The 16,167-nt window shown below is 66.5% G+C and carries 14 protein-coding genes and 1 pseudogene; 12 read left to right on the top strand and 3 right to left on the bottom strand.

The annotated features are described in order from the left end of the window. Positions 1-27 precede the first annotated feature (27 nt). From EJ105_RS14330 to EJ105_RS14295, 8 genes are all read left to right on the top strand, one after another. Complete coding sequence (locus tag EJ105_RS14330; protein WP_197022996.1) at positions 28-1,191, top strand: acyl-CoA dehydrogenase family protein; 1,164 nt, start codon at positions 28-30, stop codon at positions 1,189-1,191. A gap of 11 nt (positions 1,192-1,202) precedes the next feature. After that, entirely contained in the window at positions 1,203-1,619 is a 417-nt protein-coding gene (locus EJ105_RS14325) for a MaoC family dehydratase (protein WP_250166854.1), read from the top strand. A gap of 59 nt (positions 1,620-1,678) precedes the next feature. Next, positions 1,679-3,064 carry an acetyl-CoA carboxylase biotin carboxylase subunit gene (locus EJ105_RS14320; RefSeq protein ID WP_250166853.1) on the top strand — a complete coding sequence of 462 codons (1,386 nt, stop codon included), beginning with the start codon at positions 1,679-1,681 and terminating at the stop codon, positions 3,062-3,064. A gap of 166 nt (positions 3,065-3,230) precedes the next feature. Further along, positions 3,231-3,773, top strand: a complete 543-nt coding sequence (locus EJ105_RS14315) for a TRAP transporter small permease (protein ID WP_250166852.1) — start codon at positions 3,231-3,233, stop codon at positions 3,771-3,773. Positions 3,774-3,823: 50 nt separating this feature from the next. Beyond that, positions 3,824-5,131, top strand: coding sequence for a TRAP transporter large permease (locus EJ105_RS14310; RefSeq protein WP_029557508.1), 1,308 nt, complete (start codon positions 3,824-3,826; stop codon positions 5,129-5,131). 25 nt (positions 5,132-5,156) lie between these two features. Continuing rightward, positions 5,157-6,290, top strand: a complete 1,134-nt coding sequence (locus EJ105_RS14305; protein ID WP_250166851.1) for a C4-dicarboxylate TRAP transporter substrate-binding protein — start codon at positions 5,157-5,159, stop codon at positions 6,288-6,290. A gap of 87 nt (positions 6,291-6,377) precedes the next feature. After that, entirely contained in the window at positions 6,378-7,121 is a 744-nt protein-coding gene (locus tag EJ105_RS14300) for an enoyl-CoA hydratase/isomerase family protein (RefSeq protein ID WP_250166850.1), read from the top strand. A 4-nt stretch (positions 7,122-7,125) separates the two neighbouring features. After that, positions 7,126-8,295 carry a thiolase family protein gene (locus tag EJ105_RS14295; RefSeq protein ID WP_250166849.1) on the top strand — a complete coding sequence of 390 codons (1,170 nt, stop codon included), beginning with the start codon at positions 7,126-7,128 and terminating at the stop codon, positions 8,293-8,295. 110 nt (positions 8,296-8,405) lie between these two features. Here EJ105_RS14295 and EJ105_RS28110 read toward each other — a convergent pair whose 3' ends face one another. Together EJ105_RS28110 and EJ105_RS14290 are read right to left on the bottom strand one after the other, a co-directional pair. Further along, on the bottom strand, positions 8,406-8,825 hold the full coding sequence (locus EJ105_RS28110) for an integrase core domain-containing protein (RefSeq protein ID WP_431192967.1): 420 nt from the start codon (positions 8,823-8,825) through the stop codon (positions 8,406-8,408). Further along, positions 8,720-9,226 (bottom strand): DDE-type integrase/transposase/recombinase, encoded by a 507-nt coding sequence (locus tag EJ105_RS14290; RefSeq protein WP_431192966.1) that lies wholly within the window; start codon positions 9,224-9,226, stop codon positions 8,720-8,722. The genes EJ105_RS28110 and EJ105_RS14290 overlap by 106 nt, the downstream gene beginning before the upstream one ends. Positions 9,227-9,277: 51 nt before the next feature. Between EJ105_RS14290 and EJ105_RS14285 the strand changes: the two are divergent. The 4 genes and pseudogenes from EJ105_RS14285 to EJ105_RS14270 all read left to right on the top strand — a co-directional run. Next, positions 9,278-9,916, top strand: a pseudogene (locus tag EJ105_RS14285) (trifunctional transcriptional regulator/proline dehydrogenase/L-glutamate gamma-semialdehyde dehydrogenase); the annotation flags it as partial. Between the two features lie 363 nt (positions 9,917-10,279). Next, complete coding sequence (locus EJ105_RS14280) at positions 10,280-12,148, top strand: DEAD/DEAH box helicase (RefSeq protein WP_250166848.1); 1,869 nt, start codon at positions 10,280-10,282, stop codon at positions 12,146-12,148. Positions 12,149-12,697: 549 nt separating this feature from the next. Further along, positions 12,698-13,846, top strand: coding sequence for an alkene reductase (locus EJ105_RS14275; RefSeq protein WP_250166847.1), 1,149 nt, complete (start codon positions 12,698-12,700; stop codon positions 13,844-13,846). Positions 13,847-13,993: 147 nt separating this feature from the next. After that, positions 13,994-14,794: an SDR family NAD(P)-dependent oxidoreductase gene (locus EJ105_RS14270; protein WP_250166846.1), complete on the top strand. Its 801-nt coding sequence runs from the start codon at positions 13,994-13,996 to the stop codon at positions 14,792-14,794. Between the two features lie 122 nt (positions 14,795-14,916). Here the strand turns inward: EJ105_RS14270 and EJ105_RS14265 are convergent, their stop codons facing one another. Next, positions 14,917-16,152: an ABC transporter substrate-binding protein gene (locus EJ105_RS14265; protein WP_250166845.1), complete on the bottom strand. Its 1,236-nt coding sequence runs from the start codon at positions 16,150-16,152 to the stop codon at positions 14,917-14,919. Between the last annotated feature and the right edge of the window lie 15 nt (positions 16,153-16,167).

Genomic DNA, 16,167 nt, shown 5'->3' with positions numbered 1-16,167 from the left:
CAAGAATAATCGGAAGTGGAGGAGACGATGATCGATCCCGTCGATGCGCTGGAGCGTGACGACATCAAGGAGCTGGCAGCCCTTGCAATCGGCGAATTTCGCCCGCGCGGCGCGAGCTATGACGCCAATTGCGATATGCCGCGCGAGAATATCGAGGCGCTCTTCTCCCGCGGCTGGCTGACCACGACGCTCCCCAAGGAGATGGGCGGCAAGGGCTCGAACCTCACCACGGACGATCCCGCCACCTATCTGCAGGCGCTGCGCGTGATCGCACGGGGATGCAGTTCCACCGCCCACTGCTACCAGGTGCAGAACCACACCGCCTGGGCGGTGAACGATCTGGGCACGCCGGAGCAGCGCGAGCGCTTCATCCAGCCCATGTTCGAGCGCCCGTCGCTGTCCGGCTTCGTGGGCTCCGAGGCAAAACGCAAGCACATGTACATGATGAACACCTCCGCCAAGCGCGTGGATGGAGGGTTTATCCTCAATGGCGAGAAAAACTACGCCACGAACGGTCCGATGATGAGCTTTGCTATCATCTTCGCCGCCATCGATGGCGTGAACAACTATCTCGACAACCATCAGATGCTCATCGTCGAGCCCGGCATGAAGGGCGTGACGATCGACAATGACTGGTATCGGCCCAACGGCATGCGTGCCGCGGCAAGTCCGATCATCACCCTCGACAATGTGTTCATTCCGGACAGCCATGTCCTCGGCGAGCCCGGCGCCTATCCGCGCGGGCGCTGGCAGGGCCGGTTTCATCTCGGCTTCACCGCCAACTATCTCGGCACCACGGAGGGCATGTACGAGTGGTGCCGCCAATACCTGATCGAGCGCGGGCGCGGCAGGGCGGAACTGATCCAGATGCGTATGGGCGAGATGCGCATCGCCCTCGATGCCGCCGGCTCTCTCTTCCACGACGCCATTCGCGCGTTCAAGACGCGGTCGGTGGTTGAGGCGGAGCTGCTCTCCATGAGCGCCAAGTCCACGGCAGCGCACGTCGCCTTCGAACTGTCCCACAAGCTGATCCACGCGGTCGGCTCGACTGCGCTGTTCGACGAGTATCCGCTCAGTCGCTATCTCCGCGATCTGGAGACGCATGTGCTTCATGCGGGGCACGACCGCACGGCGCAGATCGTCGGCCAGGCGGAGTTGAACGAGACATTCGATTCGACCCTCCAGCGCTGAGGCGCGGCGCGATGCAGAGGCGCTTCGACGAACTGGCCGTGGGGGACCGGGATACGCTTTCGAGCGATCCCGTTACGACCCGCCAACTGGTGATGTATGCGGGCGCCTCGGGCGACTTCAACCGTATCCATTACGATGACGCCTACGCCCGGGAGGCCGGGCTGGGCGGCGTGATAGCCCATGGCATGCTGACCATGGGTATCGCCGGGCGCAGCGCCTCTGCGTTCGGCGGTCCGGGCGCGTTCGTGCGCGACATCGAAGGGCGCTTCCTCAATCCGGTGCGCCCGGGTGACGTGGTGGTGATGACCGTCGAAGTGGTGGCGAAGGAGACGCGGGAGGGGGTCCCCTGCTGCGATCTCGCGGTGAGAGGCGAGGTCGAGCGGAGGCTCGTCTTTCAGGGCAACGCCACCCTCGCGTTTCAGCGATAGGCACGCATTCCAGCCGGGCCCAGGCCGCCGGCTCCACGCTCCAAACCGGGAAGGGGTCGATGAAGAGTGTCCTCATCGCCAATCGCGGCGAGATCGCCTGCCGCATCGTGCGGGCCTGCCGCGACCTCGGGCTGAGAAGCATCGCAGTCTACTCCGACGCCGACCGCAACGCTCTTCACGTGGAGCTGGCGGACGAGGCGGTGCGCATCGGTCCCCCTCCGGCGCGGCAGAGCTATCTCGATGCCGATGCCATCCTGGAAGCCGCGCGCGCCACCGGCGCCATGGCCATCCATCCCGGCTACGGTTTCCTCTCGGAGAGCCCCTCTTTTGCACGGAAGGTCGTGGACGCCGGGCTCCTCTTCGTGGGGCCGGCTGACACCATCATTGCCGAGATGGGTGACAAGGGGCGCGCCCGCGCGCGGGCCGAGGATGCGGGCGTCCCTGTTCTGCCAGGCTCTGGTCGGTTGCCCCGGGACATGGGGGGGGACCTGCCCGGCCTCGGCGCATCCGTGGGCTTCCCGCTGCTGGTGAAGGCGACAGGCGGTGGCGGGGGCATCGGCATGCGTCGCGTCGACACCGAAGCCGATCTCCCGGTCGCCGTCGAACGCGCGCGCGAGCAGGCGGCCCGCAGCTTCGGTGATGACGGCGTCTATCTCGAACATTTCGTCGCCGCCGCGCGCCATGTGGAAGTCCAGGTGTTTGGCGTTGCGCCCGGCCGGGTCATCGCCTTTCCCGAGCGAGACTGCTCGGTGCAACGCCGCTTCCAGAAAGTGATCGAGGAGAGCCCCGCCGCAAACCTGCCCGAAGGTGTCTCCCATGGGCTGAGGACGGCGGCCGCCCGCCTCGCGGCGCGGGTCGGGTATCTCGGCGCGGGGACCGTCGAATTCATCGTCGACGCCGCGACCGGGCGTTTCTACTTCCTGGAGATGAACACGCGCATCCAGGTGGAGCACCCCGTTACGGAAATGGTGACGGGCCTCGATCTGGTGGCGTTGCAGCTGCGCCAGGCGGCCGGCGAAAACCTCTTGGCGGCGATCCCCGATCCGCCGGTGGCGGTCGGCCATGCCATCGAAGCCCGCATCTATGCGGAGGCTCCGGACCGTGGGTTCCTGCCAACGCCGGGACGACTTGCGCGACTGAATCTTCCTGCATTGGGCGACGGCCTGCGCATCGATACAGGGGTTCGGGCGGGCGACGAGATCACCCCATTCTACGATCCCATGATTGCCAAGGTGATCGCCTGGGGCCCGGACAGGGAAGCCGCACGGCGGCGCCTTGATGATGCTTTGGCGGCGACGTGTATCAATGGCGTGGGGAGCAATCTCGCGTTCCTGCGGTCCGTGCTCGCGCATGCGGAATTTCGCACCGGTGCCGCCACGACCGACTTCGTGGCGAGGCATGGTTCCGCTTTGCTTGCTCCACGGACGGAAGAGCCCCGGGGATGACTGGGGCTGCTGAGCGTGTGGCGACTGTGGCGAAACGCATCCGCCGATTAATACCAAAATTCAAAGTATCAATCTGGACGAATTGTGTTGATCTGTATCAAGGCTTTGTTATGGTTCGAGTTAACGACGATGCGTCCGGCATGACTGGCGCACACGGGAGGAACCCATGGGATTGGCGCGCAGGATCCTCGATCCGGTACCGAATCTGCTGCTGCTTGCCGCGGGCTTGAGCATCGTGCTGATGATGGTGATCGTCGTCGCCGATGCGGTGGCGCGCAGCCTGTTCAACGGCACCGTGCCCGGCAGTCAGGAGCTGACCGCCAACTATTTCATGGTCGCGGTGACGTTCCTGCCGCTGGCCTGCGTGCAGCGGGACAAGGCCCACGTCATCATTGAGCTGTTCACCGGCTGGATGCCGCCACGCGCCGTGGCCTCGCTCGATGCGGTGGTCTGCCTCGCCTGCGCCGCCGGGACGCTCGTATTCTGCTATGCGACCTACTTGAAGGCCCTCGCCATGACGCGGGCCGGTGAATACGCGGTCGGCACGGTGATCGTCACGATCTGGCCGACCCGCTGGCTGGTGGTGGCCGGCGCGCTGGTGCTTGCGCTCTATCTCCTGCTCAACGCGGCGGAGGAAGCGCGCGCCGCCATCTTTGGAAAGCCGGCACCGGGCGGCGCCCGTCATGGCCATGCGCTCGACGTCGACTGACGCCGCGCCCCCTCCACCTTTCCCCGAACCGGCGTCTTCAAGGGCACATCATGTCATCGATCACCGTCGGCATTCTTGCGATCGCCATTTTGTTGCTGATGCTGGCCGTGCGGGTGCCCATCGCCTTCGCGCTCGCCTCGGTTTCCGTGGTCGGGATGCTGGTCATACGAGGGCCGGCGGCGGCGATGAGCGTGCTTGCCGAGCAGCCCTACAATTTCATCGCCCATTGGTCGATGTCGGCGGTGCCCATGTTCATCCTCATGGGCACACTGGCCTATCACGGCGGCCTCACCCAAAGTCTCTACAGGGCCGCGCGGTTGTGGCTGAGCGCGCTGCCCGGCGGGCTCGCGGTGGCCAGCACCGCCGCCTGCGCGATGTTTGCCGCGGCCTCTGGCTCCAGCGTCGCCACCGCGTCGGCCATGGGGCGCATCGCGATCCCGGAAATGCTGCGTTACCGCTACGATCCGGGCCTTGCCACCGGCGCGGTGGCTGCCGCCGGCACGCTCGGTTCGCTGATTCCGCCCAGCATTCTGATGGTGCTCTACGCCATCTTCGCCGAGGTCTCGGTGAGCCAGGCTCTTGTCGCGGGCGTCATCCCGGGAATTCTGTCGGCGGTCATGTTCGCGACCATGATCGCGATCCGCTGCAAGCTGAATCCCGCCTTGGCCCCGCCGGTGGAAGAGGCGGTGAGCTGGGCGGCCCGCTGGGCGGTGCTCGGGTCGGTGTGGCCGTTGCCGGTGCTGGTGCTGGCGGTGATCGGCAGCATGTATGTGGGCATCTTCACCGCCACCGAAGCCGCCGCGGGCGGTGCATTGATGACGTTCGTCATTGTCGCGCTGCGGGGGGCGCTGAACTGGCGCGTGATCAAGGAATCCGTGGTGGAATCGGTGAACTCAACCGCCACCATACTCTTCATCGCGCTCGGCGGCTTCCTGCTTTCGCGCTTCATGGCTGTATCCGGCTTGCCGGCTTATGTTGCCCATGTTGTCGACGGGATGGAGCTGCACTGGCTCTACATCATCATCGGCGCGTCGGTGGTCTATATCATCCTCGGGATGTTCCTGGACTCCATCGGCATCATGCTTTTGACGTTGCCGATCATGCTGCCGGTGCTGGAGGCGGCCCATCTGAACCTGATCTGGTTTGGTGTCCTCGTCATCAAATACCTGGAGATCGGGCTCGTGACACCGCCGGTCGGCCTCAATGTCTTCGTTATCAAGAGCGTGGTCGGGAAGTCAGTGCCGCTGGAGACGATCTTCAAGGGCGTGATGTGGTTCATTGTCACCGACATCATCACGCTTATCATTCTCATTTCCTTCCCTGAGATCTCTCTTTTCTTGCCAAACATAATGAAGTGAAGAAGAAAAATCGGGAGGATAAAAAATGAAACACGTCCTTTTCGCGGCCGGTCTGGCTGCCATCAGCGGGGCGACGGCCCTCCTGCCGGCGTCCGCCCAAGCAGCCGACCCAGTCAAGATCGTCTATGCGAATTATCTTAACCCAAAGCACATCACCAACCCGGTGCTCCTGCGCTACTTTCAGGATGTGGAGCGGGATTCAAAGGGCACGCTGAAATTCGAGTATCACTTCGGATCGTCTCTCCTGTCGGGTAAGGACATCCCGGGCGGCGTGCGGGACGGGATCGCCGATGCCGGGTACTTCGTCGGCGCCTACATTCCTACCGAAATGCCGGTCGACAACTTCCTCGCCGAGTTCAGTTTGCTCAACGATGAGCCGCTCGTGATGACGGCGGTGCTGAACGAGCTTGAACTGTTCAACTGCCCGCAATGCACTGAGGAATACAAGAAGTTCAACACGCGTTTTCTCGCCACCTATGCGCTGACGCCCTATGTCTACCACTGCCGCACCGAGATGAAGAAGCTCTCGGATTTCAAGGGCAAGCGCGTGCGCGGCATTTCCGCATATGCCGACCTGGCGCGCGCCCTCGGTGCGGTGCCGGTCAACGTTAGCCCCGACGAAGGCTACGAGGCGCTGGATCGCGGCATCATCGATTGCGCGCTTCATTCTATCGCCGCCCAGAAGGCGCGCTCCTACGGCGAGGCGGCGAAATTCGTGCTGCTCGACCCGCTCGGCGGCTTTCTTGGAGCGGCGCTGTTCGACCTGCGGATCGACAAGTGGAATGCCCTGACCGTCGATCAGCGCAAGGCGATCGTCACCAACCTTCCCCAACTGGTCACGGATTCGATCTTCAACTACATCCACGAGGATGAGGAAGTCGTGTCCGAATACACCAAGAAGGGAACCAAGTTTTACAAGGGGGATGCCGAGTTCGGTGCCTTCATCAAGGATTTTGCCAAAAAATACACGGCCACGGCGGTTGAGAAAGGCGCAAAGGTTGGGGTGAAGGATCCAGAGAAGATCGCTGCCGAACTGACCCGCCTTGCCGAAAAGTGGCGGGGGCTGCTGGAGAAGAACGGCCGCGACCAGGCGACGTTCAAGCGCCTCCTTTGGGAAGAGATCTACGCCAAGGTCGACGTGCAAAACCCCATCAAGTGAGGGGATGAGGCGGTGCCGCGGGGCTGCATTCGGCCCCGCGGCGGGCCGCACCACGGCTCTCGTCCGGGGGCCGGGCTGGAGGAAATGATGTCCCGTGACCACAGGCTGCGCGTCGAGGACGCGGGCGGCGTAAGACGGCTCGTTCTCGACCGACCCGAGGCGCGCAACGCGCTCGACGGCGCCCTCGTCGCTGCGCTCACCGAGACGATCGCGGCGGCCGGCGCCGATCCCGCGGTTCGCGTGGTGGTGCTTGCCGGCACTGGCGGCGGATTCTCCGCCGGAGCCGACCTCAAGGAGACGGCGCGGATCACCGATGCAGCCGTGGCCGCCGCCCATGCGCACCGCATGCGACGTCTGCTGGAGGCGCCCGGCGAGATCGACAAGCCGGTGATCGCCGAGGTCCACGGCTTCGCCCTGGGCGCGGGCTTCGCGCTGGCGCTCGCGTGCGACGTGGCAGTGTGCGCCGCGGATGCGCGGCTCGGTTTCCCCGAGATGCGCCATGCGGTTGTGCCCGCCTTGGTCGTGCCCGGCATCGTGAGGCGTGCGGGACCTCTGGTGGCGTTCGACCTGCTCGCCAACGGGCGGATTTTCACGGCTGCCGAGGCCCGGATTCCAGGTCTCGTGGTGCTGCCCTCCGGTGCCGATGCGGCTCCGGACGTCGCGCGTCGTGCGACGGAACTCGCGGGCCATCCGACAGAACTGGTGGCCGAGGTGAAGCGCATGGTTCGCACCAGTGATCGCTGCGACCTCGCGCACGCCCTGGACGCTGCAGAACAGGTGAATGTGGAAAACCGCCTCAGGCGGGCGCGTTTGACGCGGCAGGAGGAATGACGAGATGAAGTTTCACGAGGTCGGCGACCATGAACCGGTCATCATTGATGCCGTCCGCACGCCGGTCGGGCGCCGGGATGGTGCTCTCCGGGAATGGCATGCGGCGGCGTTGCTTGGCCACGTCTTCGCCCGCCTTCTGGAGCGCAGCCGCCTCGATCCGGGACTGGTGGATGACGTGGTCGCCGGCTGCGCCACGCAGGTGGGCATGCAGGCCGGCAACGTGGCGCGCACCGCGCTCCTCATGGCGGGAATGCCGGTGACGGTTCCGGGCACCACCGTGCAGCGCGCGTGCGGTTCGTCCCAGCAAGCGGTGCACTTCGCCGATACGCTGATCCGCTCCGGCGTCTGCGATGTGGTTGTGGCCGGCGGCGTCGAGATCATGTCGGCCACCCGTGGCGGCAATGACGATACGCGCTACGGTGCGCGTTATCCGAAGGATCTGGTCGAGCGCTTTTCCATGCCCAGCATGGGCGAGGCGGCCGAGCGGATCGCCGAGCGGTGGCATCTGGACCGGATCTATCTGGATGAGCTTTCCGTGGAAAGCCACCGCCGTGCCGCCGCGGCGCAGGAGGCGGGTCGGTTCGATGCCGACATGATCCCCATTGAGGGGGCCGACGGTGTGATGCTCACGCGCGACGAGGGCGTGCGGCCCGGATCGAGCGTGGAGAAGCTTGCGACCCTGAAGCCGCCCTTCCGCCCGGACGGCCGGGTGACGGCGGGCAATGCCAGCCAGGTCTCGGACGGGGCGGCGGCTCTCCTGCTCATGAGCGCCGGCAAGGCTCGCGCTTTGGGACTTACGCCCCGCGCCCGGGTTCATGCGCAGCTCGTTGTCGGTGTCGATCCCGAGATCATGCTCACGGGCCCGATCCCGGCGACCCGGGGCATCCTCGCCCGCGCCGGGCTGGCGCTCAGCGATATCGACCTGTTCGAGGTCAACGAGGCATTCGCTTCGGTGCTCGGGGCTTGGATCGATGAAATCCAGCCCGACCTCTCGCGGGTCAATGTCAATGGCGGTGCCATTGCAATGGGCCATCCGCTGGGCTCCTCCGGGGCGCGGCTGATGACGTTGCTACTGGGCGAATTGGAGCGACGCGGTGGGCGGTTCGGCCTGCAGTCCATGTGCTGTGGTGGTGGTCTGGGTACCGCGACCATCATTGAGCGGATCGAGCCCTGAGCGATCCGCTCTTCACGCCGAAGGCGTCGTATGAAGACGGGCTCCCGCGCCAGCCGACCTAGTTCTTCAGCTCGGCCTTCTCCCGCCCGGACGCGGGGGGAGCAAAGGGATCACCGAGCAGGGGCGAGAGACTGTCGCAAGGCCGGCGCGAGATGCCGGTTCGTCAGCCCGGATTGCCGGCATCCGCCCTGACGTTGCCCCCAAGTTTTATCCAGCGGTGAGTTCGTTCTGTCGGGTGGATTTGGCCCTTTCGGCCGGGTGAGCGGCGGGATCTGGCGTGGAGCTTTTGACTTGGCGCAGCGGCAGATCCCGTCGCGGATGGAAGGTGGCGGCGAAGGCGGACGGGGTCGCCAGCCGAGGGCGGAGTGGGGCCTCGATCCATTGTAATCGGACCGCCACCCGCTCAGGGTCGCTCTGGCCTGGCTCAGTGCCGAGAACAGGGTCTCATTGAGAAGCTCATCGCGCAGGCGGCCGTGAAGCTCTCGATGAAGGCGTTCTGCATGGGCTTGCCCGGCGCGATGTAATGCCACTCGACCTGTGCCGCGTCCGCCCAGGCGAGGATGGCATTGGATGTGAACTCGCTGCCGTTATCGCTGACGATCATCTCCGGCCGGCCGCGCTCGGTCACGAGGCGATCCAGCTCCCGCGCCACCCGCACGCTGGATAGCGACTTATCCGCCAGCAGGGTGAGGCATTCCCGGGTGCAGTCGTCGACGACGGTGAGGATGCGCAAGCGACGGCCACAGGTGAGCTGGTCCGACACGAAGTCGAGCGACCAGCGCGCGTTCGGCCGCATCGGGATCGTCATGGGTGCCCGCGTTCCGATGGCCCGCTTGCGGCCACCACGGCGCCGCACCTTGAGGCGCTCCTCGCGATAAAGCCGGAACAGGCGCTTGTGGTTGACCGTGAACCCCTCCCGCCGCAGCAGCACGTGCAGACGCCGATAGCCGAAGCGGCGCCGCTCGTGGGCGATGGCGTCGTCGGCCCGCTTTATCTCGGACGGCTCGTTCGGAAAGCGCCGGTGCCGCTGCTGCAGGGCACGGTGCACACCGACCCGGCGGTGCTCGATTTCGCGAGCTGGCTCAGCCGCAAGGGACTGCGCTCGGAGGCCAACGCGGCGCGGGAGTTCGCGGTGCGCTCCGCGCTCGGGGTGGAGAAGGAGCTCGCCGGCCCGGAAGGCGAGCGCAACCTCTACGCGCTCCACCCGCGCGGCCTCATCCTCCTCGTGCCGCAGACGGAGCGGGGCCTCTACCGCCAGATCGCCGCGGCTCTCGCGACCGGGAATCTCGTTGCCATCGATGCCGCGCCCGGACTGCACGGTGCGCTTTCTGATCTCCCGGCCGCGGTCGCCGCCCGGATTAGGCTGAGTTCGGATTGGCAGGCCGACGGGCCGTTCTCAGGTGCCCTCATCGAGGGCGAGGCTGAGCGGGTCCGTGCGGTGAACATCAAGATCGCGACGCTCGGCGGCCCCTTGGTGCTGGCCCAATCCGCGTCGACACAGGACCTGCTCAACGATCCCGATGCCTATTGCCTCAACTGGCTCATGGAGGAGGTCTCGACATCCATCAACACCGCCGCCGCGGGGGGAAACGCCAGCCTGATGAGTATCGGATTGTCATAAGGTCCGCCTCGGACGCGGTTGTTGTATTTATAAAGATGCATATCAGGCCGGCTCTACGATCAGACCTTGGTCATCGTCACCACGGGCTTGAAGGACGGCGTCGCGCTCGGCGTTCCCCGTGAAGTTCGCTTTGCTCATCGGGGCCTCCATACCTCAAAATTCAGGGAAGGAGGCGTGCAGGAAACCGGTGGCTGTTGGTCCCGGGGCGGGTCATAGCTTTACGAAAACGACGCCATGTGCCTTAGAAGCGCACCCAGGCGGCTGTGGCGTCTTGGCTCCCGGGGTATTAGGAAGGCGTTCCACATGCTTTCCGACGGCTACCCTTCGACGCCTGACGATACTGCGAGATAGGCGGACCCAGCCGTGCCCTTCCTGACGACAAATCCGGCGCTCGCCCGCTCCCTGGCGGAAAAAGATTACGATAATCCGACGCCGGTGCAGCTCGCCGTGCTGGCGCTCGAGGCGTCAGGTCGCGATCTTCTCGTGTCGGCCCAGACGGGTTCCGGCAAGACGGTCGCCTATGGCCTCGCCATGGCCGAAACGCTGCTGGGCACCGCGGAGCGTTTCGAGTTCGCGAGCGTGCCGCAGGCGCTGGTGGTGGCGCCCACACGGGAATTGGCGCTCCAGGTCCAGCGTGAGTTCGCCTGGCTTTACGCAGCGACCGGAGCCCGCATCGTTTCCTGCGTCGGCGGCATGGACCCGCGCCAGGAGCAGCGCCTGCTGGCGCGGGGCGCCCACATCGTCGTCGGCACCCCCGGCCGCCTGCGCGATCATCTGGAACGCGGCCGTCTCGATCTTTCGGCGCTGCGCGTGGCCGTGCTCGACGAGGCCGACGAGATGCTCGATCTCGGCTTTCGCGAGGATCTCGAGTTCATTCTCGACGCCACCCCGCCGGAGCGGCGCAGCCTGCTGTTTTCTGCAACCATGCCGCGTGGGATCATCGCCCTCGCCAAGCGTTACCAGCGCGATGCCTTGCGCATCGAGGTGGCGGGGGCCGAAGGCGGGCATGCCGACATCGAATACCGCACCATGCGCGTCGCGCCGACCGAGGTCGAGCATGCGATCGTCAACGTTCTTCGCTACTATGATACTCCAAGCGCCATCGTGTTCTGCAACACGCGGGAGGCCGTGCGGCGTCTGCACGCCATGCTTCAGGAGCGCCAGTTCTCGGCCGTCGCGCTGTCTGGAGAACTGAGCCAGAACGAGCGCAACCACGCCTTGCAGGCGCTGCGGGACGGGCGCGCGCGGGTCTGTGTCGCCACCGACGTCGCCGCGCGGGGGATCGACCTGCCGAACCTCGGCCTCGTCATCCACGCCGACCTGCCCAACGATGCCGAAAGCCTGCAGCACCGCAGCGGCCGCACCGGCCGGGCGGGGCGCAAGGGCGTGAGCGTGCTGCTGGTGCCGCCGTTTCGCCGGCGCCGGGCCGAGGATCTCATGCGGGCGATCGGCATCCGGCCCTCATGGTCCGGCCCGCCCACCTCCGAGGACATCCGCAAGCTCGACCACGAACGGATGCTGAGCGATGCGGTCATCACAGATGAGCCGAATGAAGAGGATGCCAGCGCCGGCCTCGCGCTGCTCGCCGCGCATACGCCCGAGCATCTGGCCGCTGCGCTGGTGCGCCTCTACAGGGCCGGCCTGCCGGCCCCAGAGGAGGTCGCCGATCCGGGTGAGCCCCGTGCCGCGCGCGACCGGGCGGCCGGCCGGGATTTCGACGGCGGCTCGGGCGCCGGCAGTGTCTGGTTCCGCCTCAATGTCGGGCGCCGCAACAATGCCGATCCCAAATGGCTGCTGCCCCTGATCTGCCGGCGCGGGAACGTGACGCGCAAGGATATCGGTGTCATCCGCATATCCGATGAGGAGACGGCTTTCGAGGTCAGCCTCGCTGCCGCCGACCGCTTCGGCAAGGCGGCCCGCAGGGCGGATGGCGACGATGTCGTCATCGAAGTGTTGCCCGGCCAGCCTGCTGAGCCTTCGAAGCGGCCCGCCCGCGGGAAGCCGGCGCGCGGCTTTCCGCCATCCGGGGAGCCCCCCCGCGGCAAGACGTTTCGCAACAGGCCCGCGCAGGGGAAATCTGCCGATGGCAGGGCGGAGCACGGCAAGGCCGGGTTCGAGAAGCCGCGCGAGGCCAAGCCGTCTGGTCAAGGCAAAGGCGAGGGCCAGCGTAGAAGCGGGCGTCCGAATACATTCGAGGGAAAGCCTAAAGGAAAGCCGACACGACGCTCCTGATGGTGTCCCCGGCGCCATTCTCCGGCGTTGACGGTCAATGCGTGGGGAGGGGGCGCCGAAAGGATGGTGCTCGGTCAGGACGCCGGGACAGGCTGTGTCCGGGAGCAAGGCCTCGCGCCCGGAATGCCGATATGTGGAGGCGCGTCGAGGGCGCGACGCGGTGATGCGACGTTCGCGGCGAAGAGACGGCTGCGGCTCGTGACACCGCCGAGGCCGTCAGCGGCCGTGCTCAGGAGACTGGCGCGGCCAGTGAACTTCCGGCCGCCGCTGGTCGCTTGGTGGCGCGAGCAACTGCGGTTGCGCCCGCGGCCTTGATCTTCGTCGCCGCCTTCGGCACGCTCGCCTTGTCCTGCTGTCCCGACACGACCATCCATGCCGTCGCGATCCAACAGGCGGCCGCCTCGGCAAGCGCTCCCCGCTTTGCTCTTCCGGGGCCGCCGGTGTGTTCGTCCCCCCTTGACCTCTCGCCCGCAGCCAATTGTCCGCCCCATCTTTCGCATCCGGACGCCGGCCGAGGGCGGTTCTTCGTAGAGCTCCCGGAGAAGACCCATGCCCACCTTGTTCGATCCCATCCAGATGGGTGCCATCGCGGCGCCGAACCGCATGTTCATGGCGCCCCTGACCCGTGGCCGCGGCACGCGCGAGCATGTGCCCACCGCGCTCATGGCGGAATATTATGCCCAGCGCGCCAGCGCCGGCCTCATCATTTCCGAAGCCACCGGCATCAGCCGACAGGGCCTCGGCTGGCCCTTCGCGCCCGGTATCTGGAGCGACGAGCAGGTCACCGCCTGGCGACCGGTGACGGACGCGGTGAAGAGCGCCGGCGGGCGCATGGTGTGCCAGCTCTGGCACATGGGGCGGATCGTGCATCCGAGCTTCCTTGACGGCGCCAAGGCCGTTTCCGCATCGGCGACGACCGCGCCGGCCTACGCCCATACCTATGACGGCAAGCAACCCCATGCCGAGGCCCGTGCCCTCGATGCCGCCGAGATCCCCGGCCTGCTCAACGACTATCGCCGGGCGGCCCGCAACGCCCTGCTCGCTGGATTCGACGGCGTGGAGATCCACGCCGCGAACGGCTATCTGATCGACCAGTTCCTGCGCGCCTCGGCCAATCACCGCACCGATGCCTACGGCGGCTCCATCGAGAACCGCTCCCGCCTGCTGCGCGAGGTGACGGAGGCCGTGGCCGGCGAGATCGGCGCCGACCGCACGGGCGTGCGCCTGTCGCCCAACGGAGAGAGCCAGGGCGTCAACGATCCCGATCCGGTGCCCCTGTTCCGCCACGCCGCGCAGATCCTGTCGGATATCGGCATCGCCTTCCTCGAACTGCGCGAGCCGCCTCCGGAGGGCACCCGCGGCACGCCGGACCATCCGCCGGTCCATCCGGAGATCCGGGCCGTGTTCGACGGGCCGCTGGTGCTGAATTCCGATTTCGACGGCGCCCGTGCCATGGCCGCCCTGGAGAAGGGCGAGGCGGACGCCATCGCCTTCGGCCGCGGCTTCCTCGCCAATCCCGATCTGCCCGCCCGCATCCGGCACGCGATTCCGCTCGCGCCGGACCACATGGAGACCTGGTACACGCAGGGGCCGGAGGGCTACACCGATTATCCCACCGCCGACGCCGCGCTGCTCGACGAGGCGCTCGAGGAGACCTTCCCGGGTTCCGACCCCATCGCCACCGGCGATTTCCGCTAGTTGCGGCAAGCCAGGGCTCGGCGTTCTCCGCCGAGCCTTTCCTCCGAAGCAGGAGACGCCCGCCGCGCTGTCTGTTGCAGCGGGCATTCCGTTTCGCCGACCGTCGGGGTATGAGCCTCAGCAAGATCATTCCACGATGAAACGGTCATGCCCGAAACCTCCACCTTCCCAGATCCCAAAGTTGCTCTAGTCACGGGCGCGGCGCGCGGCATCGGACTTGCCGTGGCGCGCAAGTTCATTGCCGACGGCTGGCGGGTGGCGCTGCTCGATATCGAGCCCCTGCTGCTCCAGGAGGCCTTCGCCGCCCTGGCGGAGCCCGAGCGCACGCTCGCATTGGTCTGCGATGTGGCTGATCCGGCGGCGGTCGCGGCCGCGGTTCAGGCGATCGACGCCCGGTTCGGCCGGCTCGATGCGCTGGTCAACAATGCCGGTATCGCCGTGTTCAAGCCCATTCTCGAGACGACGGACGCGGAATGGAGCCGCGTGCTCGATGTCAACTTGTCCGGCCCGTTCAACTGCACCAAAGCCACCGTGCCGCTGATCGCGCGTCAGGGCGGTGGGGCCATCGTCAACATCACGTCCATCTCCGGGCTGCGGGCCTCGACCCTGCGGGCCGCCTACGGCACCAGCAAGGCTGCGCTCGCGCACCTCACCAAGCAGCTCGCGGTGGAACTCGCGGGCTTCGGCATCCGCGTCAACGCGGTGGCGCCGGGGCCGGTGGACACCGCCATGGCGAAAGAGGTGCATTCGCCCGCGATCCGCGCCGACTATCACGACGCCATCCCGCTCGCCCGCTATGGGCTGGAGGAGGAGCTCGCGGAGGCGGTCCTCTTCCTGTGCAGTGACAAGGCAAGCTACATCACCGGGCAGGAACTTGCCGTGGACGGCGGCTTCGACGCTGCGGGCATCGGACTGCCGACCCTGCGTGGAACCGCCCGCCGCGGTTAACCTCTTGCTCCGGGCATCGGACTTCTGACACGTCGATCCCGCTGCGCGTTGCGTCGCGCTTGAAAGCGGCAAGGGGGCGAAGCCGCTACGGGGCCGTGCCGGACGCGCGGCCCCGTTGTTGCTCAGTTCGCCTTCTTCTCTCCGCGCGCAGCGATGATGGCCGGGCAGGCGCTTTCGGAGAGCGGGCGGAATGCCTCGTCGCCGGGCAGGGTGGCGACCAGCTTGTAGAGGTCCCATTCGCCCTTGGAGGCGTCTGGCGCCTTCACCTCGAACACGTAGAAATCGTGGACCATGCGTCCGTCGGGCCTCAGCTTGGCGTTGCGCACGACGTCGTCCTTGATGGGCAGCTCGCCCATCTTCTTCACCACGGTCTCGGCATCATCGCTCTTCGTGGCCGCCACCGACTTCAGATAGTGCAGGACGGAGGAATAGACGCCGGCGTGGATGGCGGACGGGATCTTGCCATTCTGCGCCTTGAAGCGCTCGGAGAAGGCGCGGGTGCCGTCGTCGAGGTCCCAATAGAAGCCTTCGGACAGAAGCGTTCCCTGCGCCACCGGCAGGCCCACGCTCTTCACATCCAGCGCGGTGAGGAAGAAGGCGACGAGCTTCTGCTTCGAGGTGGTGATGCCGAATTCGCGCGCGGTCTTGATGCCGGTCACCGTGTCGTTGCCGGCATTGGCGAGGGCGATGATGTCGGCCCCCGAGCCCTGCGCGGTGAGCAGCGGGGAGGAGAGGTCCACCGCCGGGAAGGGATGGCGCACGGAGCCGAGCACCTTGCCGCCCTTCTTGCCCACCACGGTCTTGGCGTCCGCCTCCAGTTGCTGGCCGAGGGCATAGTCCGCCGTCACCAGATACCAGGAGGTGCCGGGCTGGGTGAGGCGGTTGGCGATGCCGGCCACCTGCACGTAGGTGTCCCACATCCACTGCACCACATGGCCGGGCTGGCAGGCATCGCCGGTGAGGCGCGCGGTGCCGCCGGGGAAGAGCGCGACGCGGTTCTTCTCCTTCACCAGCGGCGCGATGGCGAGCTGGATGGAGGCGTTGGACATGTCGGCGAGGACGTCCACGCCGTCCTGGTCAATCCACTTGCGCGCGGTGGCGGAGGCGATGTCCGCCTTGTTCTGGTGGTCGGCGGAGACCATCTCGATCTTCATGCCGGCACATTCGGCCTTCAGGCAGTCGTCGATGGCCATCTGGGCGGCGATGAGCGAGCCCTTGCCGGTGATGTCGGAATAGACGCCGGACATGTCGGTGAGCACGCCCACCTTCACCGTGCCGCCGGAGATTTCCGCCGCTGCCGGAGCCGCGGCAAGTCCCGCCGCCAGGGCCAAGGCGAGGGGGCCGAATTTCGCAGTCATGAATGTCCTCCCGTT

This window comes from Xanthobacter aminoxidans (genome assembly GCF_023571765.1).
GTDB lineage: Bacteria > Pseudomonadota > Alphaproteobacteria > Rhizobiales > Xanthobacteraceae > Xanthobacter > Xanthobacter aminoxidans.
The sequence above is the reverse complement of the archived record's forward strand: the minus strand, read 5'-3'. Positions and strand labels throughout refer to the sequence as shown.

Excerpts from the sequence above, each read along its gene's own strand:
- EJ105_RS14330 (WP_197022996.1), top strand. The coding sequence starts at position 28 with ATGATCGATCCCGTCGATGCGCTGGAGCGTGACGACATCAAGGAGCTG.
- EJ105_RS14325 (WP_250166854.1), top strand. The coding sequence starts at position 1,203 with ATGCAGAGGCGCTTCGACGAACTGGCCGTGGGGGACCGGGATACGCTT.
- EJ105_RS14320 (WP_250166853.1), top strand. The coding sequence starts at position 1,679 with ATGAAGAGTGTCCTCATCGCCAATCGCGGCGAGATCGCCTGCCGCATC.
- EJ105_RS14315 (WP_250166852.1), top strand. The coding sequence starts at position 3,231 with ATGGGATTGGCGCGCAGGATCCTCGATCCGGTACCGAATCTGCTGCTG.
- EJ105_RS14310 (WP_029557508.1), top strand. The coding sequence starts at position 3,824 with ATGTCATCGATCACCGTCGGCATTCTTGCGATCGCCATTTTGTTGCTG.
- EJ105_RS14305 (WP_250166851.1), top strand. The coding sequence starts at position 5,157 with ATGAAACACGTCCTTTTCGCGGCCGGTCTGGCTGCCATCAGCGGGGCG.
- EJ105_RS14300 (WP_250166850.1), top strand. The coding sequence starts at position 6,378 with ATGTCCCGTGACCACAGGCTGCGCGTCGAGGACGCGGGCGGCGTAAGA.
- EJ105_RS14295 (WP_250166849.1), top strand. The coding sequence starts at position 7,126 with ATGAAGTTTCACGAGGTCGGCGACCATGAACCGGTCATCATTGATGCC.
- EJ105_RS14275 (WP_250166847.1), top strand. The coding sequence starts at position 12,698 with ATGCCCACCTTGTTCGATCCCATCCAGATGGGTGCCATCGCGGCGCCG.
- EJ105_RS14270 (WP_250166846.1), top strand. The coding sequence starts at position 13,994 with ATGCCCGAAACCTCCACCTTCCCAGATCCCAAAGTTGCTCTAGTCACG.
- EJ105_RS14265 (WP_250166845.1), bottom strand. The coding sequence starts at position 16,152 with ATGACTGCGAAATTCGGCCCCCTCGCCTTGGCCCTGGCGGCGGGACTT.